The sequence below is a fragment of the Gemmobacter aquaticus genome, assembly GCF_007859075.1.
In the GTDB taxonomy this organism is placed as follows: domain Bacteria; phylum Pseudomonadota; class Alphaproteobacteria; order Rhodobacterales; family Rhodobacteraceae; genus Gemmobacter; species Gemmobacter aquaticus.
In genome coordinates this window covers 80,741-106,405 of the sequence record NZ_VOAK01000024.1, presented here as the reverse complement: position 1 = coordinate 106,405, position 25,665 = coordinate 80,741, and the positions used below count along the sequence as shown (strand labels likewise).

The window sequence follows — 25,665 nt, the reverse complement described above, 5'->3', positions numbered from 1 at the left end:
CTAGCCCCGTCTTTGAGCCGCGCCAAGCCGCGATCGCGGGGCGGTCATTCGTCGCCCGGCACCCCGTAAGACGGCGCCGCAGTCGGATCCAGTGCCCTCTGCACATAGGCGTCCATCTGCGGTTTGTAGACCTGCCAGGCGGTCTCAATCGCGGCAATCGGGCAATCCTCGGTCCAGTCGCAACGAAGGTCGGCCAGCGGCCAGGAGAGGCGGCCTGCGATCTTCAGGCCCGCCGAATGCACAGGTCCGGCCTCGCCGCCCGCTTCAAGACCCGCCCGCAGGGACGCAAGCAGGCGGTCGCCAAGATGGCCGCTGGCGGCCTCAAATGCGGCGACCATGGCTGCCGGGACACCGGCATTGGCAAGCAGGTTCCCACCCGCCGCGCAATCTCGACCTTGCGCCTCGGCCCAGATCCCGAGGGCCATGGCGCCCGAGTGGATCGCCGTGCGGCCTTCGGGGTCGACAACCATAAGCTGCCGGTAGTCGAGATAGGGGCGGTTCCGGCACACCTCGGCCAATGCGCGTGGCGCGTCGGCACCCCGCCCGAGGGCGTCAAGGATCAGCGGGCCAAGTTCGGGGTCGGTCACGTTCTGGCTTGCGACCGCGCCGACACCCGCCCGGACATGGGCGCAACGTGCGGCAACGGCCGGCGAAGAGGATGAGACCACCATGCCGAACTGGCCGGTCTTGGCGCAGCGCGCGATCAGGGAAAAGGTCATGCGATGCCTTTGGATTGAGAGCGCCGGGGGCTGTCTGCCCCCGGACCCCCGAGGATATTTGTGAAAAGAAGAATGGGCCGGAAACTCGGCCCGGTCTAGTCAGGGATGACGGCGGTTGCGTCAATCTCGACCAGCCATTCGGGACGCGCGAGCGCCACCACCGTCAGGCCCGTGCAGACCGGATGCACGCCGCGGATGTATTCGCCCATGGTGCGGTAGACCGCCTCGCGGTGGCGCACATCAGTGAGGTAGACCACAAGCTTGACCAGATGTTCCATCTTGCCGCCGGCCTCTTCGATCAGCTGGCGGATGTTCTGCATCACTTTGTGGGTCTGCTCGACCGGGTCCGCCGAGGCGAGGTTCTTCGCGGTGTCGAGCTCTTGCGGGCATTGGCCGCGCATCCAGAGCGTCGTGCCGCCGTGGGTTGCGACGACCTGGCAGAGATCGTTGTCGAGCCGCTGTTCGGGGTAGGTCTCACGCGTGTTGAACTTGCGGTAACGGGTATGGGTCATCGAATGGGTCCTTTTATTCTGCGGCGGCGTCGATGGATTGGGCAGGGCCACGATAGGCAAGATAGCCGTTCAGCCTGGCGATGTGATCCGCGATGAACTTTGCATCGTGCCAGACCCCCCAGATGAAGGATGATCCGCGGCGCGACTGGAAGGGCAGGCCCAGAAAGTAGATACCGGGCTCGACCGCGACGCCGCGTTGATGCCGGGGTTTGCCCTGATCATCAAGAGCATCGACCTGCAGCCAGCCAAAGTCCTGTCGGTAGCCGGTGGCCCAGAGGATCGTTGTGATCCCGGCCTTTGCCAGATCGAGGCTGAGGATCGGGTCGGTCATGCAGTCGGGGTCGGGGCCGATCACGCGCGCTTCGGGTTCCGGCGGCAAGGGCAGGCCGTTGCGCTCAACCCAGGCGTCGGCCTCGTCCAGAATTGCCAGGTAGTTTGCATCGCCCTCACGGATGTTGGTGGCAAGATCCGGGGCAAAACTCATGCAGCCGTCCTTGCATTCGGTCGCCCGGCCGACCAACGTCATACCGCGCGCCGCAAGCTTGCGGAAGTCGACCGTATGGCCGCCATTCGCACCGCTGACGGCGATGGTGATATGCTCGGCGCCGGGGGTGGCGTCGGCCTCCCATTTGTTCAGCACGCCCAGCCACCAGACGAAGTCGCGACCGCGATAGGCGCGGGGCGGGCGGCCGTGGGGGCCGACCGAGAGATAGACCTTGCGGCCCGCCTGCATCAACTCTTCGGCGATCTGCGTGCCAGAAGAGCCCGCACCAACCACCAGAACCGCGCCCGGCGGCAGCTGGTCGGGGTTGCGATAGGCGTTCGAATGAAGCTGCATCAGCCCCGGTGTTTCGGGCACGAGCGGGGGGATCACCGGCACCTGAAAGGCGCCTGTTGCCGCAACCACATACTTCGCATCGATGCTGCCCTGCGAGGTCTCTACATGAAAACCCGCAGTGCCGGTCAGGCGGCGCACCGAGCGCACCTCGACCCCGCAGCGGATCGGGGCGTCAAACTTGCGGGCGTAGTCGGCAAAGTAATCAGCCACCGCATCCTTGCCCACGAAGGCATCGGGGTCGCCCGCGAACTCCATTCCCGGAAAGCGGTCGTGCCAGGCCGGGCCGTTTGCCACCAGCGAATCCCAACGGGCGGTGCGCCAGCGTTCAGCGATCCGGTCGCGTTCCAGCACCAGATGGGGGATGCCAAGGCGGGTCAGGTGCTCGCTCATCGCGACGCCGGCCTGTCCTGCGCCGACGACCAGTACCTCAGTCGATTCGTGGGTCATTTCGGGATTCTCCGTATCCGCATCGCCGGACCTTTCGGGCTGACTGCAGGATGGCGAGATTTGAGCCATTCCAAAAGGAAGCAATTCCACATCCCGGATTCAGCATTTCCTAATGCCCGGCGATCACCGGGCTGTGCCGTGATGGTTGAGGTGGTGATAGTTGACTCGGGGCCCGCATAGCCTTATGTGCTGGCCCAAATCCCCGGAGGCCTGTGCTTCCGGTCCCATCGCATTTGCGGGGATCGCCATCCGTCAGCGCGTTGCGCCCACGGGTGCGAAACCGCTTGGAGCCATCAGGGCATCGCGCCCGGCGCAGGAGAAGACGCATGTTCGAATCCCTTTCCGAACGCCTTGGCGGTGTATTCGAGCGCCTGACCCGTCAGGGTGCGCTGTCCGAAGCCGATGTCGAAACCGCGCTGCGCGAAGTGCGGGTGGCGCTGCTTGAGGCGGACGTTTCCTTGCCCGTCGCGCGGGATTTCGTGAAGGCGGTCAAGCAGAAGGCCATGGGACAGGCGGTCACCAAGTCGGTGACGCCGGGCCAGCAGGTGGTCAAGATCGTCCATGACGAGCTGGTGCGCGTGCTGGCGGGTGAGGGGCCTGCCGATGCGCTCAAGATCGACAATCCGCCCGCGACGGTGCTGATGGTCGGTCTGCAGGGCTCGGGCAAGACCACGACGACCGCAAAGCTTGCCAAGCGCCTGAAGGAAAAGAACGGCAAGAAAGTCCTTCTCGCCTCGCTCGACACCCAACGCCCGGCCGCGATGGAGCAGCTGGCGATTCTGGGCACCCAGATCGGCGTGGACAGCCTGCCGATCGTCAAAGGCGAAAGCGCGGTCCAGATCGCAAAGCGCGCCAAGCAGCAGGCGGCCTTTGGCGGCTATGACGTGCTGTTTCTTGACACCGCCGGACGTCTGCATATCGACGAAGTGCTGATGGACGAGGTGCAGGCGGTGCGCGACATCGCCGAACCGCGCGAGACGCTTCTGGTGGTTGATGGTCTGACCGGTCAGGATGCCGTGAATGTCGCCACCGAGTTCAACGCCAAGGTCGGCATCTCGGGCGTCGTGCTGACGCGGATGGACGGTGACGGACGCGGCGGTGCTGCGCTCTCGATGCGCGCCGTGACCGGCAAGCCCATCCGCTTCGTGGGTCTGGGCGAGAAGATGGACGCGATCGACGCGTTCGAGCCGGAACGGGTTGCGGGCCGCATCCTCGGCATGGGCGACATCGTGGCGCTTGTCGAAAAGGCGCGCGAGACGTTTGAGGCCGAACAGGCCGAACGCATGGCCAAGCGCTTTGCCAAGGGTCTGTTCAACATGAACGACCTGAAGTCGCAGCTTGACCAGATGCTGAAGATGGGCGGCATGCAGGGCGTCATGGGCATGCTTCCGGGCATGGGCAAGATGGCCCGCGCCGCGGAAGAGGCGGGCTTTGACGATCGTATGCTGCGCCGCCAGATCGCGCTGATCAACTCGATGACCAAGAAAGAGCGGGCCAACCCCGATCTGCTGCAGGCCAGCCGCAAGAAGCGGATCGCGGCCGGCGCGGGGCTCGAAGTGTCTGAACTGAACCGTCTGCTGAAACAGCACAAGCAGATGGCGGACATGATGAAGAAGATGGGCAAGGGCGGCATGATGAAGCAGGTCGCCAAGGCAATGATGGGCAAGGGCGGCATGCCCGACCTGAAGAACATGGACCCGGCCCAGCTGGAAGACGCCGCCCGCGCGATGAAATCGGGAATGGGCGGGATGCCGGGCATGGGTGGGATGGGCGGTCTGCCACGCGGCATGTCGCTGCCCTCGGGTCTGTCGGGGCTGATGAAGAAGAAATGATGCAAGCCGCCGTCCAGCCCTCGCTGTCAGGTGTGCCGGTTCTCGAAACCGGGCGTCTGATCCTGCGCGCGCCGCAGGCGTCGGACTGGCCGGCCTTCAACGCGATGCTGGCCTCTGACCGGGCGCGCTTCATCCGCAGCGGCGATTATGACCTGTCGAATACCTGGCGTGCCTTTGGCCATATGATCGGCCATTGGGTGCTCAAGGGCTTTGGCATGTTCGTCTTTCAGATGAAGGGCGATGACACGCCGCTTGGAATGACCGGACCCTGGTGTCCCGCCACCTGGCCCGAACCCGAGATCGGCTGGACCGTCTGGAACCCTACGGCCGAGGGTAAGGGCATCGCTTTCGAGGCCGCGCAGGCCGCGCGCGGCTATGCATATGACGTGCTCGGCTGGCCGACTGCCGTGTCCTATGTCGCGCCCGACAACATGCGCTCGCGCGTGCTTGCCGAACGGTTGGGCGCGGCCATTGACACCCAAGCCGCGTCGATCGGCGATCCGCCCTGCCTTGTCTACCGTCACCCCGCGCCGGAGAGTCTGAAATGACCGACGCAACGACCGATCACGTGGGCCGCGCCGCCGCGATCCTGAAGGAACACCGCGAAAGCATCGACCGGCTCGATGCGATCCTCGTCTATACGCTGGCCGAGCGGTTCAAGCACACCCAAGCGGTGGGCCGGCTGAAGGCCAGTCACGATCTTCCCCCCTCGGACCCCGCGCGTGAGGCGCGGCAGATCGAGCGGCTGGAGAGGCTTTCGCAGGAGGCCGATCTCGATCCGGCCTTTGCGAAGAAATTCCTGAACTTCATCATCAGCGAAGTCATCAGGCATCACGAGAAACTGCAGAAGTAAGGCGGCATCCCCGCCCCCAAAGGACACCGAAGGAGAAACCCCATGTCCATGAAAATCCGTCTGGCCCGTGGCGGCTCGAAAAAGCGCCCGTTCTACGCCATCGTCGCAACCGACTCGCGCATGCCGCGTGACGGTCGCTTCCTTGAAAAGCTGGGCACCTACAACCCGCTTCTGGCCAAGGACAGCGAAGACCGCGTCAAGCTGAACGTCGAGCGCGTGCAGTACTGGCTGGGTCAGGGCGCGCAGCCGACCGACCGCGTGGCTCGTTTCCTGGAATCGGCCGGCCTGAAGGAAAAGACCGCCCGCAACAACCCCAAGGCCGCCGTCCCCGGCAAGGCCATGGCCGAGCGTGCCGCCAAGAAAGCCGCCCGCGCGGCCGCTCCGGCGGAAGAGTGATCGGTTCCCCTGCGATGCAGGACAGGTTCAGCCCGGAGTTTCGGGAGAACCTTTGGGAACTGATGCGCTGGCGGCGTGACGTGCGCCGCTTTCGCACCGATCCCGTGGAGGCAGCGGTCCTTGACCGCTGCCTTCGCGCCTTCACGCTTGCCCCCTCGGTGGGCTTGAGCGAACCTTGGCGGCTGATCCGGGTTGAAAGCCCTGATGCCCGTGCCGCCCTGATGCGGAATTTCGAGGCCAGCAACGCGCGTGCCCTTGCCTGCTACGAGGGCGAGCGAGCCGCGCTCTATGCCCGGCTGAAACTTGAGGGCCTGCGCGAGGCACCTGTCCAGATCGCGGTCTTTTGTGACGACACCACCGCCAAGGGTGCGGGGCTTGGTGCGGGCACCATGCCCGAGGCACGGGCCTATTCGGTCGTGGGCGCGATCAACCTCTTCTGGCTCGCGCTGCGGGCCGAGGGGCTTGGCCTCGGCTGGGTGTCGATCCTCGACCCCGATCAATTGACCCGCGATCTGGCCGCCCCCGAAGGCTGGCGCTTCATCGGCCACCTCTGCGTGGGACTTCCCGCCGCCGAATGCGACACGCCCGAGCTTGAGCGTCTGGGCTGGGAAGATCGCGCCGCAACCCTGATCATGGAGAGCCGCTGACATGACCAACCCGGATCGCGTCTGCGTTGGGGCCATCGCCGGTGCCTTTGGCGTGCAGGGCGAAGTGCGTCTGAAAAGCTTTTGTGCCGAACCCGCCGCCATCGCCGATTACGGCCCTCTTTTTACCGAGGACGGCAGCCGCAGCTTCAAGGTCAAGCTGACGCGGCCCCTGTCGGGAGGGCTGGGCGCCCGCCTTTCGGGCGTGGCGACCAAGGAAGAGGCCGATGCCCTGAAGGGCACCAACCTCTATGCTGACCGCGCCCGCCTGCCCAGACTGCCCGATGACGAGTTCTATCACGCCGACCTGATCGGGCTTGAGGTGCGCGACCCCGGCGGGGCAGTCATCGGTCGGGTGCTGGCGGTTCACAATCATGGCGCGGGCGATATCCTCGAGATACACGTCCCGGTGCGAAAAGGCGCGGTTCTGCTGCCCTTCACCTTCGCAAATGTGCCCACGGTTGACCTTTCGGCCGGTATTTTGATCGCCGATCTGCCGGAAGGACTGGACTAAACACCTGAAAAGGTTCACTCTGATCGCCATAGAATGGCAATAAGCCACATCGGGGCAGAGCAATGATTTACCGCTTGCGCATAGTTCAGGGCGCGACGGGTTTACTTTACATCGGACCCTTGCTTGCCGGACTCGGCGGTGCGGGTCTGGCGGTGGTTCCCGTTTTCGTCGCTATCTTTCTTTTGTGGCTGATCGTCCTGCGTCCGCAGGACTGGCCGGGCAACTTGATTGACTGGCAACGCCCGGATGCCTGGTTTGCGCTGGTGGTTCGGGTCATCGTGCAGATCGTGCTGGTTCTGGTGTGCTTTGGCATCGGCCGTGGCTTTGCCGGTGTAACCGACCTGATGCCCGACATCCCCGCATGGTTGCCGGTTGCGCTGTCGATTGGTGCGGTGGCCTTGGGGCGACTTGCCTGGCCTGTCGGGCAGGATGGCGCGATGGAGCTGTTTCTGGATCAGGCGCTGGCCAGTATCCATGCGCTTGATGCAAGCATGATCGACCCCGTCGCCCGCGCGGATCGCCGGATGATGGCCGACCGGATGCTGCAGCCGCTGATGGATCTTCCCGATACCACCGCCATTGAGACGATCTCTGCCCATCTGACGGCTCTGGCGCCCCATGTGGCCCCGGATGATCTGTTCGATTGTCTTCAGGCGCGGCTGCAGGGGGCCGATCCCGCGCCGGGTGTTCTGCGCCGGGCAATCATCCTGCATGCGACGTCCCCCCAGACGGTCGAGGCCTGTGCGGGCCGGGCGGTTCCGGTGGTGGCGCTGCGTGTGGCGGGGCGGGATTCGGCGCTGCTGCGGCTTTTTGCGGAACGCTGCCGCGACCTTCTGGACCAGCATGTCGATGCCTGGGGCGAATGCCCGAACCAGGCGGCGCTGGAAGCCGCGCGTCGTGGCGCTGATGGCCCCGCGGCCGAGGCGCTGGCGCGGCTGATCGCGATGAACCGCTCGCTCGCCCCGCTGGCGGCCGAGGGAACCTGAGGTCCGGCATTTCCAGCTTTGCCTTCGGCAGGGCTTTGTCCTAGAATCCGCGCCATGACACAGACGCCCGACACGCCAAAGGACGCCACGCCAGAGGGCGCCACGCCCGTGGATGCCCCTCCGGCCCCGCCCCGGAAAAGCCATGGCCGGCTGACCATCTCGGCCAGCCTGCAGCCCCGCGACCTGATGGCGCCGCAGCGGGTAAAGGGCGCGTGGTGCGCGCGGATCATCACCCTGTTCCCCGAAGCCTTTCCCGGTGTTCTGGGCCTGTCGCTGACCGGCAAGGCACTGGCGATGGGTCTGTGGTCGCTGGACACCATCGACCTGCGCCCGTTTGGCGAGGGCAAGCATCGTAACGTCGATGACACGCCCGCCGGTGGTGGCGCGGGGATGGTGCTGCGCGCCGATGTTGTTGCGCGCGCCTTGACGCAGGCGGGGCAGGGGGCACCGGCAGACCGGGCACGCTGGCCCGTGGTATTCCTTAGCCCGCGCGGGCGGCCCTTCTCGCAGGAGACGGCGCGCCGCTGGGCGGCGGCTGACGGGGTGACGCTGCTCTGCGGTCGGTTCGAGGGCGTCGATCAGCGCGTGATCGATGCCTATGGGATCGAGGAAGTGTCCTTGGGCGATTTCGTGATGACCGGGGGCGAGATCGCGGCGCAAGCGATGATCGACGCCACCGTGCGGCTGATCCCCGGGGTCTTGGGCAACCACGCCTCGACCGAGGAGGAAAGCTTTTCCGGCACCTTGCTGGAACATCCGCAATACACCCGCCCGCCCGTCTGGGAGGGCCGCGAGATCCCGCCGGTGCTGCTGTCGGGCAACCACGCCGAGATCGCAAAATGGCGCCAGTCCGAGGCCGAACGCCTGACCGCCGAGCGCCGCCCTGATCTTTGGGCGAGGCATCTGGCGGGCAAGGGCTAGGGGAGGGTTGGTTGCCGGGCCAGTGGACGAGGTTTGCCGCTTAACAATGGTTTGGACTTTATTGTGGTGCCGCCAAGAAATCGCCATGAGCTAATGTCATCGCGAATGGGATATCGGATATCCGACCATCACCCGGCATAAGGTGTGGTTCGGGGTGCCTCCGTATCCACTTCAAAAGCCCTTCCAGTTTGCCTTCCGTAACGCCGTCACGCGTCACCTCTAACGTCATGCCCCGAAGGCGCACACCCTCACCAAAAGTCGCGGCGAGGTTGGACGGATCGACCTTGCGTACGGTTTCGGGCTTGGTGATGTCGTCAAAGGTCACCAGCACCGGGTATGCCTCGGGCGGGATTGGCGCGGGCGTGTCCCGTGGCTGCGCGCGCAAGTCGTGCATGTTCGATCTGTAGCTTCTGGTGCCGAGCTCGCGCCCCTCTCCCAATCGAAAGGCGTGGTAGACCAACTGGCCTGCGTTCCCCTTGCCGTCGTCATCCCCCGACAGCAACGCAAACAGCCATCGCCCCGGCAGAACCTCCAGCGCTACCGCCTCGCCGCGAGTCTTACTGCTAACGCCGCGCGCTTCCATAAGGACCAGCGGACCCATCGTTTCGGTCTTGGAAATCTTGACGACCGAAGAGCCGCGCACCTCACCCGCAGGTGTGTCAACGATCACCGTCAGCCGCTGGTTCCAGCTGGTGGTGCTGCCGCCGATCAAACCACGAAAGGTGCAGAAGCCGAGGAAGACGATGATCGCGCAGTAGAGAGCAATTCGCACCAACAGTCTGCCGTCAGGGCTAAGCTGCGTCAGCCAGAGTTCGCGCCCCGTCAAACGAAAGCGCTTCTGGTCCCGCACTATGGATTCGGCACGCTCGCGCTCATCCTCGGGCAGATCGTTCAAGGCACATCCTCGTCGCTGTCGTCGCGCAGTTCGGTTTCAAGGAACCGTTCCAGCGCATCCAGATCGACGGGCTCGAATTGGCCGAATCCCTGCATCCAGACCGATGCCGCCTTCAGCGCGTCGGGCTCAAGCTTGCACCAGATCACGCGCCCGCGCCGCTCGCGGCTGATCAGGCCCGCATCGGCCAGAACCTGCAGGTGCTTGGAGATCGCGGCGAGCGACATCTGGAACGGCTCGGCCACATCGGTCACGGCCATGTCGTCTTCCAGCAGCATCGACAGGATTGCACGACGCGTCGGATCGGCAAGGGCGGCGAAGATGGGGCTCAAGGGGTCGCTCATGCGCCAAGCTTGGCGTGGCGGCCGGCGATCGTCAACCGGATGGTTGAATATGTCTCACACCCGCGTGATGGCGCAAACGCTGTTCGCGGTGCCGCGATAATTTTAAAAAATTGATAATTTTCAATATCTTGACTGACGACGATCAACTTGACTCATCTGGCAGGCTTCCGTAGGTTCGCGGCGACTGTTCAGGGGGCGTAAACCATGGCTCATGAACCCGATCCAGACAGGCTGCGCGCGCTTGAGGCGAAGCTTGAAAAGGTGAAGGACGCCAAGGCGAAACCCGCAGGAACGGGCAAGGATTTTTCGCAGGCCGAAGTTGCCTGGCGGATGGTGATAGAGCTGACCTCGGGCATCATGATCGGGGGCGGCATCGGATACGGGCTGGACTATCTGTTCGGAACGAAACCCATCCTGCTGGTGATCTTCATCCTGTTCGGCTTCGCCGCCGGCATCCGCACCGTCATCGGCACCGCCCGTGACATGCAGGAGCGCCAGTTGCGGGCTCAGTCAAAGACAAAGGCGGACCCGCCCGCCGGAACCGAAGGATGACAGACGTGGCCGAGACCGGTTTTGCAATTCACCCGATGGACCAGTTCATCGTGAAGCCGATCTTCCGCGAGATCGAACCGGGCACATGCGTGCCGGCAGAGGACATCTACGAAGGCTGCATCAAGTGGTATGAAATTACCAATGTGACGGTCTGGATGGCCTTGGCGGTGCTCGCGATCGTCGCGCTGATGGTCTTCGGCTCGGCCGGCCGCGCCACGATTCCCTCGCGCATCCAGTCGGTCTGCGAGATGATCTACGGCTTCATCTACAAGATGGTCGAGGATGTGACCGGCCATGACGGGGTCAAGTACTTCCCCTATGTCATGACCCTGTTCCTTTTCATCCTGTTCTCGAACCTGCTCGGCCTGCTGCCAATGAGCTTCACCACCACGAGCCACGTTGCCGTGACCGTGACCCTTGCGCTGCTGGTGTTCCTCGGCGTCACGATCCTTGGCCTTGTGAAGAACGGCATCGGGTTCCTCGGCATGTTCTGGGTGTCGTCGGCGCCGCTGGCGCTGCGCCCGGTGCTGGCCATCATCGAGGTGATCTCGTACTTCGTGCGCCCGGTCAGCCACTCCATTCGTCTTGCGGGCAACTTGATGGCTGGTCACGCCGTTATGAAAGTGTTCGCAGGCTTTGCCTCGATGGCCGTGATCTCGCCTGTGGCAGTGGGTGCCGTGACCGCGATCTATGGTCTGGAACTGCTGGTGGCCGTCGTTCAGGCCTATGTCTTCACCATTCTGACCTGCGTCTATCTGAAAGACGCGGTGGGCGGCGCCCACCACTAAGGTCCGAACCTCAACCCTCTCAATTCGAATTCCAAAGGAGACGAACAATGGAAGCTGAAGTCGCACAACTCGCGCTCATGGGCAAATACATCGGCGCCGGTCTGGCTGCCATCGGTCTGGGCGGCGCCGGTATCGGCGTGGGCAACATCGCTGGCAACTTCCTGGCTGGCGCACTGCGTAACCCCTCGGCCGCTCCGTCGCAAACCGCGAACCTCTTCGTCGGCATCGCGTTTGCCGAAGCTCTGGGCATCTTCTCGTTCCTGATCGCCCTGCTGCTGATGTTCGCCGTCTGATCCTGACGCGTCTCATCTTCTCGGCCGGGCGGGCGTTTCGCTCCCCGGCCAAGTGCTTGACGAACGTAAGGAAACGAAATGGCGACCGAAGCGCATGAAGCGGCGGCAGGTGCGGCGGCCCATGGGGCCGGGCAGTCTGCAGGCATGCCGCAGCTCGACACCACGACCTATATTAACCAGATCGTCTGGTTGCTGGTCGCGCTTGTCGTGATCTACCTTGTGCTGCGGCTTGTGGCGCTGCCCCGGATCGGGGGAGTGCTGGCCGAGCGTAGCAGCACCATCACCAAAGACCTCGCGGCAGCTGAAGAGCTGAAGCAGAAGGCGGTCGCCGCGGAGAAAGCCTATAACGAGGCGCTGGCCAAAGCCCGCGACGAGGCGGGCAAGATCGTGGCCAAGGCCAAGGCCGAAATCCAGGCGGATCTTGATGCCGCAACCGCCAAGGCGGATGTGGAAATCGGTGCCAAGGTGGCTGAATCCGAGGCCCGTATCGCCGAAATCCGTGCCGGCGCGCTTGACAGCGTGACCGAAGTTGCCAAAGACACCGCGAAAGAAATCATCGCGGCCCTTGGTGGCAAAGCGGATGCCCGCAGCGTGACCGCCGCGGTCAATGCCCGGCTGAAAGGGTGATCATGATGAAGAAAATCAGCCTCATCACCCTCGCGACCCTTCTGGCCAACCCGGCGTTTGCCGCCGAGGGCCCGTTCGTGTCGCTGCGCAACACGAACTTCATCGTGCTGCTGGCCTTCATCGTGTTTGTCGGCATCCTGCTTTACGCAAAGGTTCCGGCCAAGCTGGGCGCCATGCTTGACGCTCGTGCGGCCCAGATCAAGGCAGAGCTGGCCGAAGCACGCACGCTGCGTGAAGAAGCCCAAGCTATCCTCGCTTCTTATGAAAAGAAGTCGAAAGAGATGCTCGAGCAATCGGAGCGTATCGTCGAAGGCGCCAAGGCCGAAGCGCAGGCTGCTGCCGCTGCGGCCAAGGATGATCTGAAGGTTTCGATCGCGCGCCGTCTGGCCGCGGCCGAAGAGCGGATCGCCTCTGCCGAAGCCTCAGCTGTGCGCGAAGTGCGCGAGCGCGCCGTGGACGTGGCGATTGCTGCTGCCGCCGATGTGCTGGCCAAGCAGTCCACCGCCGAAACCGCTGCCGCCTCCATCGACGCGGCGATCGATCAGGTTGCGGCCAAACTGCACTGATCCGGTTGAACGATCCAGAAGGCCCCGATTCAGACCGGGGCTTTCTGCATTTCAGCGGTTACGCTCGTGCTCGATACGCTGGCGGGCGATGGCCTCGTTCCGCTCGGACTTTGCCTGTTCCTGCAGCGCCTCCTCGACATAATCCATGTGGGCGCCGATCGCCGCGCGGGCGCCGGACGGATCGCGCGCCTGGATCGCGCGGTTGATCGCGCGGTGCTGATCCAGAAGCATGTCGCGAGTCATGCGGTTCCGGAACATCATTTGCCGGTTGTAGAACACACCCTGGCGCAGCAGGTCGAACATCGACCGCATCATGTGCAGCATGATGACGTTATGGCTCGCCTCTATGATCGACATGTGGAACTGCGCATCCAGCGCCGCCTCGTCTGACGGATCGCGCTTCTGATGCGCGGCTTCCATCTTGGCAAAGATCGTCGCGATCACTTCGAGGTCGGTGTCCGACCCCACGCGGGCGGCGCGTTCGGCGGCCAACCCCTCAAGGTCGCGGCGAAAGGCGATGTAGTCCTCCACAGCCTCGTCATGGCTGGAGAAGAGTTCGATCAGGGCAGGGGAAAAGGCGTTGCCCAGAACCTCGGCCACAAAGGCCCCTGCACCGGGACGGGTGACAAGCAACCCCTTGGCCTCCAGCACCTCCAGCGCCTCGCGCAGCGAGGGGCGCGACACGCCCAGACGTTCGGCCAGATCGCGCTCTGCCGGAAGCCGCTCACCAGGGCGCAGGATGCCGCGCAGGATCAACAATTCGATCTGGCGGGACACGGATTGAGATAGCTTCTCGGCGCTGATGCGTTGGTAGGGCATGCGTTCCTCCCGCGTTTGGTCAAGAAATATGACCGACGGAAGCGGTTCGCAACGCAAAAGGGGCGCACCTTGCGATGCGCCCCCTGCAATCCTGTGGACGGATCACTGCATCGGGATGATGTTGATCTCGACGCGGCGGTTCTGTGCGCGGCCCTCGGGGGTCATGTTCGTGGCGATCGGCTGCGACTCGCCGCGACCAAAGGCGGTCAGGCGGTTGGGATGCACGCCTCCTGCCGAGATCACATCGCGCACTGCACCAGCGCGACGTTCCGAAAGCGACTGGTTGAACGACGCATCGCCGGTCGAGTCGGTGTGGCCGATGACCTCAACCCGGCTATTCGGGTAGCGTTGCAGGTTCTGTGCCAGCGTGAACAGGTTCTGCTGCTGTGCCGGCAGCACAGTGTAGCTGTTGGTGGCGAACAGCACGTCCTGCGCCATGGTCACCGTCAGGCTGTTGCCGTTGTTCTGCACGGTTGCGCTGCTGCCCATCTGCCGACGCAGTTCAGCCGCCTGGGCATCAAGGGACGAGCCGATTGCGCCGCCGAGCGCGGCGCCAACCGCAGCCCCCGCCAGCCCGCGTGCGAGCTGATTGCTGCCCGAGTTCGCCCCAAGCACACCGCCGACCACAGCACCAGCAAGGGCGCCACCCTTGGTGCGGGCATTTGGGTCTTCAAATTCGGTCGGATTGACGCAGCCTGCAAGCAACGCCATGGCGGCCAGACCGCCGATCAGTTTCGTCTGCAATTTCATTCCATTGCCTCGCCAGAACACATGCGCCTGCCGCGCACCTTGGCGGCCGTTATATCAGGATTTGAGGCTGATGGAATTTGCAACACAGATTCTGGCAGGTTTTTGCGCATCACGAATGGATGAGGGTGGCGTCATTGCTGTCACGGCGCGCGGCTTCCCAGGCAAGGATCGCGCGCTTGACGGGCAGCCCCCAATGGTAGCCAGCCAGAGCGCCCGATTTGCGCAGGGCACGGTGACAGGGGATCAGATAGCTGATCGGGTTGCGCCCGACCGCCGTACCCACCGCGCGCACCGCCGCGGGATGGCCGATGGCCTCGGCGATGTCGGAATAGGTGGTGACATGGCCTGATGGCACGTTGAGCAAGGCCTCCCAGACCTTGATCTGGAAGGGGGCGCCGATCAGCACGAGCGCGGCTTCACCGGTGTCGCCAAAGGCCGCGTTTGCCCAGGGGCGCAGGGTTTCCGGGTCTTCGATGAATTGCGCGGCGGGCCAGCGTCCGGTCAGGTCCTGCATCACCGCGTCTTCGCCCTGTTCGGCGGCAAAACCGATGCCGCAGATGCCCCGATCCGTACCCATGACCAGCGCCGGGCCAAAGGGGCTGTCAAACCAGCCGTGCCGGATCGTCAGGCCTTCGCCTGCCCGGCCGAACTCGCCGGGCGTCATGGCCTCCCACCGCAGGAACAGGTCGTGTAGCCGCCCGCCGCCCGAAAGCCCGGTAGCAAGCGTGGTTTCCAGAACCGAGTGCCGCTCGGCCAGCAGGCGCTTTGCGTGGTCAAGTGTCAGATACTGCTGATAGCGCTTTGGGCTGACCCCCACCCATTGCGAGAAGAGGCGCTGGAAATGCGCCACGCTCATCCCCATGCGCCCAGCGAGGTCATCGAGCGTCAATCCCGCGCCGCCGGCGTCGATCTCGCGCAAGGCGCGGGCGATGACACGGTAGTGGTAGGCTTGGCTCTGGTCGGTCATGGCGGGTCCTGGCAATGGCTTCCACGCAACAATAGGCGCCAAAGGCCTGCAGTTCGACCCGGAACCTGCGGCTTCGCTTGGCAGGCTGCGGGCACCGGGCTAGGAAGCGCCATGGCCCGTCAGCTTGATTATCATACGATCCGCGCGATCTTTACCCGCTTTCAAAAGCAGGAGCCCGAACCGAAGGGTGAGCTTCATCACGTCAATGCCTATACGCTTCTGGTGGCGGTCGCGCTGTCGGCGCAGGCGACCGATGCCGGGGTGAACAAGGCCACGCGTCCCCTGTTTGCCACCGTGGACACCCCGCAAAAGATGCTGGATCTGGGTCTCGAAGGGCTGACCGAGGCCATCAAGACGATCGGGCTTTTTCGCCAGAAGGCGAAGAACGTGATCCGGCTTTCAGAGATTCTGGTCGAGCAGTACGGGGGCGAAGTGCCGTCCAGCCGCGCAGCACTGCAGTCGCTTCCCGGTGTCGGGCGCAAGACTGCGAATGTGGTGCTGAACATGTGGTGGCATGTCCCCGCCCAGGCGGTCGACACCCATATCTTCCGCCTTGGCAACCGAACCGGCATCTGTCCGGGCCGCGACGTCGAGGCCGTCGAGCGCGCGATCGAGGACAATATCCCCGCCGAATTCCAGCAGCACGCGCACCACTGGATGATCCTGCACGGACGATATATCTGCACCGCACGCAAACCCCGTTGCCCGGACTGCCTGATCCGGGACCTATGCCCATTCGAGGATAAGACCGCATGAAGAAGTTCCAGGTTGTCGGCATCGGCAACGCCATGGTCGATGTTCTGGCCCATGCCGAAGATGCGTTCCTTGACGCGAACGGTATCGGCAAGGGCATCATGCAGCTGATCGACATGGATCGTGCGGTCGCTCTTTATGACCGGATCGGCCCCGCGCGCGAGATCTCGGGCGGATCGGCGGCGAACACGATCGCAGGGGTCGCGGCCCTTGGTGGACGCACCGCCTATGTCGGCAAGGTCAAGGATGATCAGTTGGGTCGCATCTTCGCCCACGACCTGCGCGCCCAGGGCGCGGTCTACGAGACGGCCTTCGCGCCCAAGGACAGCGCGCAGGAAACCGGACGCTGCATCGTTCTGGTAACCCCCGATGGCGAACGGTCGATGAACACCTATCTCGGCTGGTCAGAGTTCCTGAGCCCTGCCGATATCGACGACAGCCAGATGGCCGACACCGACTGGATCTATCTCGAAGGCTATCGCTTCGACGGGCCGGAAAGCCATGCAGCCTTCGCGAAAGCGATCGACGCTTGCAAGTCGGCGGGCGGTCGGGCCTCTGTCACGCTGTCGGATCCGTTCTGCGTTGAACGCCACCGTGACGCGTTTCGCCGCATGATCCGCGAGGATCTGGATCTGTTGTTCGCCAATCGGGCTGAGTTGATCTCGATGTACCAGACCGCCGACCTCGACGGTGCCTTGAAGGCCGCCGTGGCCGATGTTGGCATCGTGGTCTGCACCGAAGGGGATCGTGGCGCGCATGTGCTGGCCGAAGGGCAGCACTGGCAGGTGCCGGCGGTGCCTACGAAGATCATCGATGCGACCGGAGCAGGCGACCTGTTCGCCGGGGCCTTCCTCTGGGGGCTGACAAATGGCTATGGCTATGAACGCGCGGCGCGCATGGGCAACCTTGCGGCATCCGAGGTCATCAGCCACATCGGCGCCCGCCCCGAGGCGGACCTTCGCGCGCTGTTCCGGGCCCAAGGACTGATCTGATCCGTCAGGGATTTTTGGGTATTTGACGCCAAGAGGAAGAAGCGCACGACTTGCTGCTTCCTCTTGGCAAAAATACCCATGCCACAGCCCCACCAGGCGGGCGGCCAAAGATCAGCGGACCGGCTCCATCACCGCGTCTTTCAGCCGGCAGTCGCGGATCACATCGGGGCCGCAACGTCGGGGGTCGAGCGCGCGGGTCAGGCAGATCCGCACTTCTTGCACCATGCCCTCATCGCAGGTGACGGTGATCTGATCACGTTCAAGGCCGGGGTTTGCCTCAAGGAATGCGCTTTCCACCACCTCGGCAGGCAACTCCAGCCGTTCTGTGATCTGCGAGAAGACCGGCGGGATCGTAAGGGCCTCATAGGCCTGCCGCATGGTCTTGTAATAGGTCCGCGGGGCAAGTCCTGCGCATCGTCCATGCTTTTTCCACTGATACCAGGCAAGGCCTCCGTCGCCCATGATATCAGCCATGGACGCACTGTCGGCGCGCGAAGGATCGCGCTCAGAGGTGCGGCAGTAAGACGGCCAGCCGCCCTCTTCGAACTGTGGCCACAGACCGTGGAGGGTGAAGGTGCGACCTTCGCCCGCGTCACATTCGGGCGCGCGTCGGGCATCGCCTTCCAGCGCGCACCAGTTGGGTGACCAGCTGAGCGAGAGGACATAGTAGTGAAAGTCACCGGCCCGCTCTCCCTCGGCGTGGGCCGCAGGCGCCAGAAGGGCGATGGCAGCGGCCAAGGCGAATGCACGCATTTTCTCTTTCCCCCGTAGCGATTCCGCTTTATAAGCCGCCCTGACTTCCCCCCAAAAAGCGGAAATCGCAGCCGGACTGGCTGCAGCCGTTTTCCCGGCGCGGGAGAGATTTGTAAAGGAGAGATCCTCATGTCGAAACCGCTGATGGCCAGAGCCACCGCCGTCTGGCTGGTGGACAACACAACGCTCAGCTTCAAGCAGATCGCAGATTTCTGCGGCATGCATGAGCTTGAGGTGCAGGGCATTGCCGACGGCGATGTGGCTGCCGGGGTGAAGGGCTTCGATCCTGTGGGCAACAACCAGTTGGACGCGATCGAAATCGAGCGGGGTCAGAAAGATCCTCTCTACAAGCTGCGTCTGAAGTTCAATGCCGCCGCCGTGGGCGAAGACAAGCGCCGGGGCCCGCGCTACACGCCGCTCTCCAAGCGCCAGGACCGGCCGAACGCAATCCTGTGGCTGGTCAAGTTCCATCCGGAGCTGTCGGACGGCGCCATTGGCAAGCTGGTTGGCACCACCAAGCCGACGATCCAGGCCATTCGTGAGCGCACTCACTGGAACATCCAGAACATGCAGGCCATCGACCCGGTTGCGCTCGGCCTCTGCCGCCAGTCGGAACTCGACGCCGCAGTCCAGGCTGCTGTCCGCAAAAAGGCAGCCGAGGGCGGCGTGATGTCGGATGACGAGCGCCGCAAGCTGGTGAGCACCGAACAGTCGCTCGGCATGTCGACCGAACCGAAGTTGCCGGACAGCCTTGCCGGACTTGACGCCTTTACCGAGGTCGAGAAGGAAGAAAATCCGGCCGATTATTCGGACGCCGAGAGCTTCTTCAATCTGCCGCATGGCGACGACGAGGAAGAGGACGACGATCACCGCTGATCGTTCGCGCCGCGCATTGACAAGCCCCGGACATTCGTCCGGGGTTTTTCGTTTCATGATGTCTTCAGGGTGTGGCCGCGATCCTGCCTGCGATGCACCGATTTGTTTGCGGGCTGAAGCGGACTGTCCGCGGTAGCGATGCCGCTAGGGCTTGTCTTGATCGATGCACATGCCGTGCGGAGGCCGAATGTCCACGGCGACTATGGTACTTTTAGCCATTTCCTCAGGGTCATGGCTTTCGAGGTAATCAAGCAAGTCGAGCTCACATTCACAGAGCTCTTTCTGCAGTAACAGAAGTCGTTCCGAGTCGCTCATGATCGGCACCATTTGGAATTCTTGCAAGATGTCCAGCTTTGAAGGCCGCGTTCCCGCAGGATAGGCGTTTGCCTTTAGGGCATTATACCGACGATCGATGAACCCAGGATTAACAAGATGGGCAAGTTTAAGGGATGTGAATTGTTACCGAAACAAAAATACTTAACATAATGAAAAGAATGAATAAAAGTTCAAACTTTGCTTGCCATGACTGCGCAAGTCGGCCTAGGTTCTCTCATCCCCTGCGTGCAATGATTGAGAAAGGGCCAATGCACTTGACCCCAATTCATTCATTTTATGAGCGTCGGAATATTATTGTCGACCTGTGGGGGCGAATCCAGGATTCTATCCTGAATCCCGATATCAGCTATGCGCAAGCCCTGGAAATGGAAGCCGAGGTCGCGCGTTGGTTCGCTGAGTTCGAGAGCGCTCTCGCCCATCTCGACTGCGGGTTGCGCAGCGCCGAGGAAGCGATGATGCTGACGGTTCTTGGCGAGTTGCTCGAAGGGGTTGAGGCGACGGCGCACGCGTTGCTCAATGCAAAGTTCGATGCGAAGTGATCGCGGAGTTCAGCGGACCCGACTCCGCAATGGTAGGGTGGCCCCGCTCGACTTTTCTTCGGGCAGGTATTGATCCGAAACCCCGCACCGGGCCGGTCTTGGATTTGTTTGAGACACTGGTGACCCCGGAAGGATTCGAACCTTCGACCTGCCGCTTAGGAGGCGGCCGCTCTATCCCCTGAGCTACGAGGCCGGACCAGCGTCCCTTTCATGCTTGGAAACGCCGCGCGGTGCAATAGCAACTCGCATCAACCTTTATCGTGCTGAACGGGGGTTCAGGGGTGAAGGGGGGAGTGAATTTTGGCCCACACTCCCCCCATCGATCCTTCGCGCCAGTTGAGAGCTTAGATGGCGCGCTGGAGTCCTGATAGCGCTAACATTAGCAGTATTTCTGCACTTGGACAAGCCCTTTCTTTGGCGCTAACAATGGGACGTCCGCAAGTGAAAGGCGACCCAGTGACCAAAGCCCCCGCCCCCGATCCCCGACGTACATTGACGCTTCGCGACGTGTCCGAGGCATCGGGTGTCAGCGAGATGACGGTCAGTCGCGTCTTGCGTAACCGGGGCGATGTCTCGGATGCCACGCGCGAAAAGGTGCTGCTGGCAGCGCGTTCCCTTGGCTACGTGCCAAACAAGATCGCAGGCGCCCTTGCCTCGCAGCGGGTGAACCTGGTGGGTGTCATCATCCCCTCGATGTCGAACATGGTGTTCCCTGAGGTGATGATGGGCATTTCCGACACGCTAGAGGATACCGGGCTGCAACCTGTCGTCGGCATCACCAACTATTCGCCCGAACGCGAAGAGGCGGTGCTCTACGAGATGCTGAGTTGGCGCCCATCGGGGATCATCATCGCCGGTCTGGAACATTCGCCTGCTGCGCGGGCCATGCTGGAAAGCGCAGGGATTCCGATTGTCGAGATCATGGACATCGACGGCGATCCGGTGGACAGCGCAGTAGGCATCTCGCACCGACGTGCCGGGTTGCAGATGGCCGAGGCGATCATCACCGCTGGCTATCGCCATATCGGGTTCCTTGGCACCAAGATGCCCGACGACCACCGTGCCCGCAAACGGCTGGAGGGCTTCCGCGAGGGTCTGGCCAAGGCCGGGCTCACCGTCGAGGACGAGGAATACTATCGCGGCGGCTCGGCCCTACTGAAGGGGCGCGAGATGACAGAGGCGATCCTGAAACGCTCGCCCCAACTCGATTTCCTGTATTACTCGAACGACATGATCGGGGCGGGTGGACTTCTGTGGTGCCTTGATCGCGGGATCGATGTGCCGGGCCAGGTGGGCCTTGCCGGGTTCAACGGGGTTGAACTGCTCGATGGTCTGCCCAGAAGGCTTGCCACCATGGACGCCTGCCGGCGCGAGATCGGCATTCATGCGGCCGAGATCATCGCAGGCAAGCGCCCGTCCGGTGTGATCGGAGGGGAGAGGATCGAGTTGTTCCCGATCCTTCAGCCCGGCGACACCATCCGCAAGGTCTGATGCCGCCGGCGCAGGATCAGTAGATCAGGCCGTCAAACACGCCATGGACGCCTGCGGGCGTGGTCAGTTGCGTGCCCTTGCCCTGCGCCGTGGCATACGAGTTGATGGCGTTGTAGGTGCCCGGGCCGAACGAGCCGTCGATGCCGCTGGTGTAGTAGCCCTGCGCCGCCAGCTTCTGTTGGATGCGCTTGCGGTCGGTGCTGCTATAGGCGTTGAAGGCCGTGGCCACCGGCGAGGAATAGATCGGCGAGACATAGGCCGCCTGCGTCGGGCGATAGGTCGGGCGCGGCTGATAGGCGGGCCGGGTCGAGGCATAGACCGGGGCGGGCTGCACGAAGGAATAGCTGGGGGCATAGCCCGTGCCCTGTGCGATCTTGGCCTGACGGTTGGTGTTGATCGACTTGATCACCTGCTGGGCCACGATGGTCGCCGCCACGCCTTTGAGGAAGTTCTTCTCGTTGCGGCCCAGTGCTTGTGCCGGGGCGAGGGTGGACAGCGTGACCCCAAGTGCGACGATGCCGGTGATCCCGGCTTTGGCGAGTTTCGAGGTGCGGAGGTTCGACAGCATGTGATGCCCTTTCGGTTGCGGTTTCGCTGGGAGGACAGATGCGGGTTTTCACGCTGTCAGGCAAAAACCCCGGCTTGATATCTGATAACAGCGGCGATCTGCGGCCCGTTTCCTGACGTTTTCGTGCGGTTCGGGGCTTCCTCCCTATACAGGCGCCGCAGTTTGCGTTAGGCGCGGGGCGAGGCTCCGATGATTCCGGGCAGCGACGGGGTGGGAGACCCGGCTGCGCAGGGGAAGGGTGGGCCGTCATGGGCAAGACGCCCCCACATTGGAACAGACATGACCGAGTTGAATATCGCGGCCCCGCTCGCAGCGGCGCTTGCCGCCAAAGGCTATGAATCGCTTACCCCCGTGCAAGAGGCCGTTCTGGCCCCGGAACTGATCGGCCGCGACGCGCTGGTTTCGGCGCAGACAGGGTCGGGCAAGACCGTGGCCTTTGGCCTCGCCATGGCGCCCGAGGTACTGGGTGGCACGGATATCCTGAAACCTGCCGAGGCCCCGCTGGCCCTGATCATCGCGCCGACGCGCGAGTTGGCCCAGCAGGTCGCGCGCGAACTGGAATGGCTCTACGCCGAGGCCGGTGCCCAGATCGCCACCTGCGTGGGCGGCATGGACTATCGCACCGAACGCCGGGCGCTTTCGTTTGGCGCGCATATCGTGGTCGGAACACCCGGCCGTCTGCGGGACCATATCGAGCGCGGTAGCCTCGATATGTCGCTTCTGCATGTTGCGGTTCTGGACGAGGCGGACGAAATGCTGGATCTGGGCTTTGCCGAGGATCTGGAGTTCATCCTGGGCTCGGCCCCGGCGGAACGTCGCACGCTGATGTTCTCGGCCACCGTGCCGAAAGAGATCGAAAAGCTTGCCGCCACCTTCCAGCGTGATGCCGTGCGCCTGCAGACGCAGGGTGAGGCGCGCCAGCATGGCGACATCGAATACCGCGCGATCAACATCACCCCGCGCGACCGCGAGCACGCCATCTTCAACGTGCTGCGCTTTTACGAGGCGCAGACCGCCATCGTCTTCTGCAAGACGCGGATGAACGTGAACCACCTGCTGGCCCGCATGGGCAACCGCGGCTTCCAGGTCGTGGCGCTGTCGGGCGAGCTGTCGCAGTCGGAACGCATGCATGCGCTGCAGGCGCTGCGTGACGGCCGCGCGCGGGTCTGCATCGCGACCGACGTGGCCGCGCGTGGCATCGACCTGCCGGGGCTGGAACTGGTGATCCATGCCGACCTGCCCTCAAACAGCGAGACACTTCTGCACCGTTCCGGCCGGACGGGGCGCGCAGGCAAGAAGGGCACTTCGGTTCTGATCGTGCCACCGTCGGAGTTCCGCAAGGCGACGCGCCTTCTGCAAGGGGCGAAGGTCGTGGCGGAATGGGGCAAGGCCCCTTCGGCCGAAGAGGTGCAAGAGCGTGATGACGCCCGCCTGATGGAGTTGCCGCTTCTGACGGACCGTCCGGGAGAGGAGGCAGCACTCGCCGCCCAACTCGTCGAACGCTATGGCGCCGATCACATGGCCGCAGCATTTGTGCGCCTTTGGCGCGAAGGGCGTTCTGCCCCCGAGGTTCTGCATGACGCCGTGATGCCGACGCAGGCGGCACCGTCAGCCCCGCGCGACCGCAATGCCTTTGGCGAAGCGGAATGGTTCCTTCTGTCGGTCGGCCATGAAGGTCGGGCCGAGGCGCGTTGGCTTCTGCCCAAGATCTGCGACGCCGTTGGCATCACCAAGGCCGAGATCGGCGCCATCCGCGTGCAGCAGACGGTGACCTTTGTGCAGGTGGCCAAGACCGTCTCCGGCAAGATCGCCGACCGGATCGAACTTGAGCCCGGCCTGACCATGGACCGCGTCGAAGGCGAGCCGCAATTTGGCCGCCCCGAGCGCAGCTTCGACCGTGGGCCACGCCCTGAGCGTGCCGAGCGTGCGCCGCGTCGCGAGGATCGCGGGGATCGTCCGGCATACACCCCCAAACCGTCGCGCTTTGTCGAGGATGAGGGCGCAGCCCCCGCGCCACGCAAACCCTATACCCCGCGTGAAGACGGCGACCGCAAGCCTTACGCCAAGCGTGAAGACGGGGACCGCAAGCCCTATGCCAAGCGCGAAGATGGCGACCGCAAACCCTACGCCAAGCGTGAGGATGCCCCGCGTTCGCCCTATGCCAAGCGCGAGCGGGACTATCCCGCCCGTCCCGAGGGTGCGGAATCCGAAAAGCGCAGCTACAAGCCGCGCGAAGTTGCCCCGATGAAGCGTGCGCCCCGCGACGCGGCAGCCGAGGCCCCGCGCAAGCCCTGGGTCAAACGCGACGAGGCCGCCGAGGCCCCGCGCAAGACCTATGCGCCGCGCGGCGATGGCCCCGAAGGTGGTGATCGCAAACCGCGCTGGAAGGCCGATGACCGCGCCGACAAGGGCGGCAAGCCCGCCTCAAAGTCGGCAGGCTTCAAGTCGCATGGCGGTGGCAAGGACAAGCCGGGTCGCGCTGCCGGGACCAAGTCGCACAAGGCCGAAGGCAAGACCTTTGCGGCCAAGCCCGCGCGCGCCAAACCCGCGCCGCGCCCGGTCGATGCGCGCGACACCTCCAAGCGGTTCACGCCGCCCAAGAAGTGATCGAGCTTAAGGCGTGATCGATTGACATGATGCGAAAAGGGGGCCGCCAGGCCCCCTTTTTCATGTCGGGATCAACGCCTTGATTCCCGCCACGTGGCTTGCACTGGCGGCAAGGCTGTCCTCGGTCAGGGCGCGGACCTCGGCAAGCAGGCTCTCGGGCGGTGCGATGCGGTCGATCAGGCCCCAGGCAAGCGCCTCGGGCGCCTCGATCTTCTGTCCGGCCATCAGGATCATCTTGGCCCGCGCCGGCCCCACGAAGGCCGCGAGGCGGGTGGGATCTGATGGCTGGGGCAGGAAGCCCAGCTTCATCACCGGGTAGAAGAACTTCGCCCCCGGCACGGCAATTCGCAGATCGCAAGCCAGGGCCATGCCCATCGCACCCCCGGCCAGTGTGCCGTTCAACGCGGCCACGGTCAGGCAGGGCAGGGCGGCGATGGCACCCGACAGACGTTCCCAGAGACCCGAGGTTGCAAGCCCGGCCCTTGCCTCATCAAGGTCGGCACCGGCGGAGAAGACCTTGCCCACCCCGGTCAACACCAGCGCCCGAGCACCCTCGGCTCCTGCGCGTTCTGCGATGCCAGCCAGTTCGTCCAGCATGGCGCCGGTCAGCGAATTGGCCTTCTCGGGGCGGTTCAGCGTGACGGTCCAGAGGCCGCCTTCAATCCGAAGTTCGATCATTGCAGTCCCATCCTGCGGCGGATCGCCTCATCCCGCAGGCGGATTTCCTGGCCGCGAAATTCCTCGGCATCGGGGCCGCACATCCACAAAAGCGCCCGTGCCGGCCAGTCGGGCGGGATATGGTCGGCCAGCGTCAGCTGGCTGACCGGGTTGATACCGGATGCCTTGATCCTGACCTGCATCTCGGTCGCGACGGTGCCGGGAGAAAGGCCCATGACACGCAGCCAATGCCCTTCCTCGGCGTGCAGCGACTGCATCAGCATTGCAGCCCCGGCCTTGGACGCGGAATAGGCGCTCCAGCCCTCATAGGGGGTGGTGGCCGCGCCTGACGATACCGTGAGGATCGTGCCTTCGCCCTGGCCTTTCATCACGGGAAGGGCCGCGCGGATGCCATGAAAAACACCGGTCAGGTTGATCTCGATCAGCCTTGCCCAGGCGGTGGGGTCCACTTCGGCGATGCGGGCGATCGGGTCGATGACACCTGCATTGTTCACCAGCACATCAAGCCGACCCCAGGCGACAACCACACGGTCCACCGCCTCGGACACCGACCGCCAGTCGGCGACATCGCAGGGTACCGCAAGCGCTTGCGGCCCGATCTCTGCCGCCAGCGCGGCAATCGCCTCATGGTTGCGCGCCAGAAGCGCCACTTTTGCCCCGGCCCGCGCGAAGATGCGCGCCGTCTCTGCCCCGATGCCCCGGCTTGCGCCAGTGATCGCCACGACCTTGTCCTGCATTCCAGTCCCTGCTTCCCTTGGCCCGGAAAGATTGTTACCTCATTCGGCAACGCTTCGGAAAGCCTTGTGCGCGCG

Annotated in this window: 31 protein-coding genes and 1 tRNA gene; 19 read left to right on the top strand and 13 right to left on the bottom strand. The window is 63.9% G+C overall.

From position 1 onward, the window contains the following. Positions 1-44 precede the first annotated feature (44 nt). From FQU74_RS16325 to FQU74_RS16315, 3 genes are all read right to left on the bottom strand, one after another. Positions 45-719, bottom strand: a complete 675-nt coding sequence (locus tag FQU74_RS16325) for a DUF1028 domain-containing protein (RefSeq protein ID WP_146287544.1) — start codon at positions 717-719, stop codon at positions 45-47. 95 nt (positions 720-814) lie between these two features. Continuing rightward, positions 815-1,231, bottom strand: a complete 417-nt coding sequence (locus FQU74_RS16320; RefSeq protein ID WP_146287543.1) for a RidA family protein — start codon at positions 1,229-1,231, stop codon at positions 815-817. Between the two features lie 13 nt (positions 1,232-1,244). Beyond that, positions 1,245-2,516 (bottom strand): flavin-containing monooxygenase, encoded by a 1,272-nt coding sequence (locus FQU74_RS16315; protein ID WP_146287542.1) that lies wholly within the window; start codon positions 2,514-2,516, stop codon positions 1,245-1,247. A gap of 326 nt (positions 2,517-2,842) precedes the next feature. On the opposite strand from FQU74_RS16315, the gene ffh reads away from it, so the two are divergent. The 8 genes from ffh (at position 2,843) to trmD (ending at position 8,662) form a co-directional block, all read left to right on the top strand. Next, entirely contained in the window at positions 2,843-4,348 is a 1,506-nt protein-coding gene (ffh, locus tag FQU74_RS16310) for a signal recognition particle protein (RefSeq protein WP_146287541.1), read from the top strand. Further along, positions 4,345-4,896: a GNAT family N-acetyltransferase gene (locus FQU74_RS16305; RefSeq protein ID WP_170246254.1), complete on the top strand. Its 552-nt coding sequence runs from the start codon at positions 4,345-4,347 to the stop codon at positions 4,894-4,896. Before ffh ends, FQU74_RS16305 begins: the two co-directional genes overlap by 4 nt. After that, complete coding sequence (locus FQU74_RS16300; RefSeq protein ID WP_146287540.1) at positions 4,893-5,201, top strand: chorismate mutase; 309 nt, start codon at positions 4,893-4,895, stop codon at positions 5,199-5,201. The genes FQU74_RS16305 and FQU74_RS16300 overlap by 4 nt, the downstream gene beginning before the upstream one ends. A 42-nt stretch (positions 5,202-5,243) precedes the next feature. Then, complete coding sequence (gene rpsP / locus FQU74_RS16295) at positions 5,244-5,597, top strand: 30S ribosomal protein S16 (protein WP_146287539.1); 354 nt, start codon at positions 5,244-5,246, stop codon at positions 5,595-5,597. 14 nt (positions 5,598-5,611) lie between these two features. Then, positions 5,612-6,244, top strand: coding sequence for a 5,6-dimethylbenzimidazole synthase (gene bluB / locus FQU74_RS16290; protein WP_146287654.1), 633 nt, complete (start codon positions 5,612-5,614; stop codon positions 6,242-6,244). 1 nt (position 6,245) lies between these two features. Continuing rightward, positions 6,246-6,755: a ribosome maturation factor RimM gene (rimM, locus tag FQU74_RS16285; RefSeq protein ID WP_146287538.1), complete on the top strand. Its 510-nt coding sequence runs from the start codon at positions 6,246-6,248 to the stop codon at positions 6,753-6,755. 62 nt (positions 6,756-6,817) lie between these two features. Next, positions 6,818-7,741: a hypothetical protein gene (locus FQU74_RS16280; protein WP_146287537.1), complete on the top strand. Its 924-nt coding sequence runs from the start codon at positions 6,818-6,820 to the stop codon at positions 7,739-7,741. 54 nt (positions 7,742-7,795) lie between these two features. After that, a complete protein-coding gene (gene trmD / locus FQU74_RS16275) occupies positions 7,796-8,662 on the top strand; it encodes a tRNA (guanosine(37)-N1)-methyltransferase TrmD (protein WP_146287536.1) in 867 nt (288 codons plus the stop codon). Positions 8,663-8,720: 58 nt separating this feature from the next. Here the strand turns inward: trmD and FQU74_RS16270 are convergent, their stop codons facing one another. Continuing rightward, entirely contained in the window at positions 8,721-9,557 is an 837-nt protein-coding gene (locus FQU74_RS16270) for a hypothetical protein (RefSeq protein WP_146287535.1), read from the bottom strand. Continuing rightward, positions 9,554-9,898 (bottom strand): ArsR/SmtB family transcription factor, encoded by a 345-nt coding sequence (locus FQU74_RS16265; protein ID WP_146287534.1) that lies wholly within the window; start codon positions 9,896-9,898, stop codon positions 9,554-9,556. The genes FQU74_RS16270 and FQU74_RS16265 overlap by 4 nt, the downstream gene beginning before the upstream one ends. Before the next feature lie 204 nt (positions 9,899-10,102). Between FQU74_RS16265 and FQU74_RS16260 the strand changes: the two genes are divergently transcribed. The 5 genes from FQU74_RS16260 to FQU74_RS16240 all read left to right on the top strand — a co-directional run bounded on the left by FQU74_RS16260 (position 10,103) and on the right by FQU74_RS16240 (position 12,724). Next, a complete protein-coding gene (locus FQU74_RS16260; protein ID WP_146287533.1) occupies positions 10,103-10,450 on the top strand; it encodes an AtpZ/AtpI family protein in 348 nt (115 codons plus the stop codon). Beyond that, a complete protein-coding gene (locus FQU74_RS16255; protein WP_229704414.1) occupies positions 10,447-11,238 on the top strand; it encodes a F0F1 ATP synthase subunit A in 792 nt (263 codons plus the stop codon). Before FQU74_RS16260 ends, FQU74_RS16255 begins: the two co-directional genes overlap by 4 nt. 77 nt (positions 11,239-11,315) lie before the next feature. After that, entirely contained in the window at positions 11,316-11,531 is a 216-nt protein-coding gene (locus tag FQU74_RS16250; RefSeq protein WP_373289043.1) for a F0F1 ATP synthase subunit C, read from the top strand. A 78-nt stretch (positions 11,532-11,609) separates the two neighbouring features. Then, positions 11,610-12,158 (top strand): F0F1 ATP synthase subunit B', encoded by a 549-nt coding sequence (locus tag FQU74_RS16245; protein ID WP_146287531.1) that lies wholly within the window; start codon positions 11,610-11,612, stop codon positions 12,156-12,158. Between the two features lie 5 nt (positions 12,159-12,163). Continuing rightward, entirely contained in the window at positions 12,164-12,724 is a 561-nt protein-coding gene (locus tag FQU74_RS16240) for a F0F1 ATP synthase subunit B (RefSeq protein ID WP_146287652.1), read from the top strand. Positions 12,725-12,775: 51 nt separating this feature from the next. Here FQU74_RS16240 and FQU74_RS16235 read toward each other — a convergent pair whose 3' ends face one another. The 3 genes from FQU74_RS16235 to FQU74_RS16225 form a co-directional block, all read right to left on the bottom strand. Then, positions 12,776-13,543, bottom strand: a complete 768-nt coding sequence (locus FQU74_RS16235; protein ID WP_146287530.1) for an FCD domain-containing protein — start codon at positions 13,541-13,543, stop codon at positions 12,776-12,778. Positions 13,544-13,645: 102 nt separating this feature from the next. After that, on the bottom strand, positions 13,646-14,293 hold the full coding sequence (locus tag FQU74_RS16230) for a YiaD family glycine zipper/OmpA-like lipoprotein (RefSeq protein WP_146287529.1): 648 nt from the start codon (positions 14,291-14,293) through the stop codon (positions 13,646-13,648). Positions 14,294-14,402: 109 nt separating this feature from the next. After that, positions 14,403-15,260 (bottom strand): methylated-DNA--[protein]-cysteine S-methyltransferase, encoded by an 858-nt coding sequence (locus FQU74_RS16225; RefSeq protein ID WP_146287528.1) that lies wholly within the window; start codon positions 15,258-15,260, stop codon positions 14,403-14,405. A 111-nt stretch (positions 15,261-15,371) separates the two neighbouring features. On the opposite strand from FQU74_RS16225, the gene nth reads away from it, so the two are divergent. Together nth and FQU74_RS16215 are read left to right on the top strand one after the other, a co-directional pair. Next, positions 15,372-16,016, top strand: coding sequence for an endonuclease III (gene nth / locus FQU74_RS16220; protein ID WP_146287527.1), 645 nt, complete (start codon positions 15,372-15,374; stop codon positions 16,014-16,016). Next, positions 16,013-17,005 carry an adenosine kinase gene (locus FQU74_RS16215; RefSeq protein WP_146287526.1) on the top strand — a complete coding sequence of 331 codons (993 nt, stop codon included), beginning with the start codon at positions 16,013-16,015 and terminating at the stop codon, positions 17,003-17,005. The genes nth and FQU74_RS16215 overlap by 4 nt, the downstream gene beginning before the upstream one ends. Positions 17,006-17,116: 111 nt before the next feature. Here the strand turns inward: FQU74_RS16215 and FQU74_RS16210 are convergent, their stop codons facing one another. Then, a complete protein-coding gene (locus FQU74_RS16210) occupies positions 17,117-17,758 on the bottom strand; it encodes a ribonuclease T2 family protein (RefSeq protein WP_146287525.1) in 642 nt (213 codons plus the stop codon). Positions 17,759-17,887: 129 nt separating this feature from the next. On the opposite strand from FQU74_RS16210, the gene FQU74_RS16205 reads away from it, so the two are divergent. Further along, positions 17,888-18,634: a DUF1013 domain-containing protein gene (locus FQU74_RS16205; RefSeq protein ID WP_146287524.1), complete on the top strand. Its 747-nt coding sequence runs from the start codon at positions 17,888-17,890 to the stop codon at positions 18,632-18,634. Between the two features lie 584 nt (positions 18,635-19,218). After that, positions 19,219-19,509, top strand: a complete 291-nt coding sequence (locus tag FQU74_RS16200; protein WP_146287523.1) for a hypothetical protein — start codon at positions 19,219-19,221, stop codon at positions 19,507-19,509. Positions 19,510-19,626: 117 nt separating this feature from the next. Here the strand turns inward: FQU74_RS16200 and FQU74_RS16195 are convergent. Next, positions 19,627-19,702: transfer RNA gene (locus FQU74_RS16195), tRNA-Arg, on the bottom strand. A 233-nt stretch (positions 19,703-19,935) separates the two neighbouring features. Here FQU74_RS16195 and FQU74_RS16190 point away from each other — a divergent pair. Further along, positions 19,936-21,000: a LacI family DNA-binding transcriptional regulator gene (locus FQU74_RS16190; protein ID WP_146287522.1), complete on the top strand. Its 1,065-nt coding sequence runs from the start codon at positions 19,936-19,938 to the stop codon at positions 20,998-21,000. A 16-nt stretch (positions 21,001-21,016) separates the two neighbouring features. Here FQU74_RS16190 and FQU74_RS16185 read toward each other — a convergent pair whose 3' ends face one another. Further along, complete coding sequence (locus tag FQU74_RS16185) at positions 21,017-21,568, bottom strand: peptidoglycan-binding protein (protein ID WP_146287521.1); 552 nt, start codon at positions 21,566-21,568, stop codon at positions 21,017-21,019. A gap of 279 nt (positions 21,569-21,847) precedes the next feature. Between FQU74_RS16185 and FQU74_RS16180 the strand changes: the two genes are divergently transcribed. After that, positions 21,848-24,175, top strand: coding sequence for a DEAD/DEAH box helicase (locus FQU74_RS16180; RefSeq protein ID WP_146287520.1), 2,328 nt, complete (start codon positions 21,848-21,850; stop codon positions 24,173-24,175). Positions 24,176-24,235: 60 nt separating this feature from the next. Here the strand turns inward: FQU74_RS16180 and FQU74_RS16175 are convergent, their stop codons facing one another. Further along, positions 24,236-24,853, bottom strand: a complete 618-nt coding sequence (locus FQU74_RS16175; RefSeq protein ID WP_146287519.1) for an enoyl-CoA hydratase/isomerase family protein — start codon at positions 24,851-24,853, stop codon at positions 24,236-24,238. Continuing rightward, the gene (locus FQU74_RS16170) at positions 24,850-25,590 is read right to left on the bottom strand and encodes an SDR family oxidoreductase (protein WP_146287518.1); all 741 of its coding nucleotides are present in this window, start codon (positions 25,588-25,590) and stop codon (positions 24,850-24,852) included. Before FQU74_RS16170 ends, FQU74_RS16175 begins: the two co-directional genes overlap by 4 nt. Between the last annotated feature and the right edge of the window lie 75 nt (positions 25,591-25,665).